This window comes from Streptomyces cahuitamycinicus, from assembly GCF_002891435.1.
In the GTDB taxonomy this organism is placed as follows: domain Bacteria; phylum Actinomycetota; class Actinomycetes; order Streptomycetales; family Streptomycetaceae; genus Streptomyces; species Streptomyces cahuitamycinicus.
Genome location: NZ_POUC01000895.1, coordinates 1 through 885 on the forward strand (window position 1 = coordinate 1; position 885 = coordinate 885).

General features: G+C 70.5%; 1 protein-coding gene. It reads left to right on the top strand.

Annotation, left to right across the window (positions count from 1 at the left end):
• Positions 1-150: 150 nt before the first annotated feature.
• The coding region (locus C1J00_RS43730; RefSeq protein WP_245936761.1) for an OB-fold nucleic acid binding domain-containing protein at positions 151-885 on the top strand (735 nt) is incomplete at its 3' end.

The window sequence follows — 885 nt, forward strand, 5'->3', positions numbered from 1 at the left end:
GTCGGGCGGTCCCGGTGGGGCGGTGACCGCGAAAGGGGGCCGGGAGCGCGTCATCCTAAGGCCCGAACCAACCGCCTGACCAGGGGTTTCCGGGACCTTTACGGCGGTCCGGCCGCGGCCTGGGAGCCATTGTCAGTGGCGTGGTGTGCAATGGATCTCGTGCCCGCACTGGAAGAACCCCTGCGACAGCCGCTGAAGTCGGTGCTCGGCCCCGCCACCGCGAAGGTGATGGCCGAGCACCTCGGCCTGCTCACCGTCGGCGACCTCCTCCACCACTACCCGCGCAGATACGAGGAGCGCGGCCACCTCACCCACCTCGCCGACCTCCCCATGGACGAGCACGTCACGGTGGTCGCGCAGGTCGCAGACGCCCGCCTGCACACGTTCGCCTCCGCCAAGGCCCCGCGCGGCAAGGGCCAGCGCCTGGAGGTCACGATCACGGACGGCAGCGGCCGGCTCCAACTGGTCTTCTTCGGTGCGGGCGTCCACAAACCCCACAAGGAACTGCTGCCGGGCACGCGTGCGATGTTCGCGGGCAAGGTCTCCGTCTTCAACCGCCGCCTTCAACTCGCGCATCCGGCCTACGAGTTGCTGCGCGGCGACCCGGAGGAGTCCGTCGAGACCTGGGCGGGCGCGCTGATCCCGATCTACCCCGCCACCGCCAAGCTGGAGTCCTGGAAGATCGGCAAGGCGATCCAGACGGTCCTGCCCACGGCCCAGGAGGCCGTCGACCCGCTCCCGGACACCCTGCGTGAAGGCCGCGGCCTGGTGCCCCTCCCCGAAGCCCTCCTCAAGATCCACCGCCCGCACACCAAGGCGGACATCGAGGACGCCCGCTCCCGCCTCAAGTGGGACGAGGCCTTCGTCCTCCAGGTCGCCCTGGCC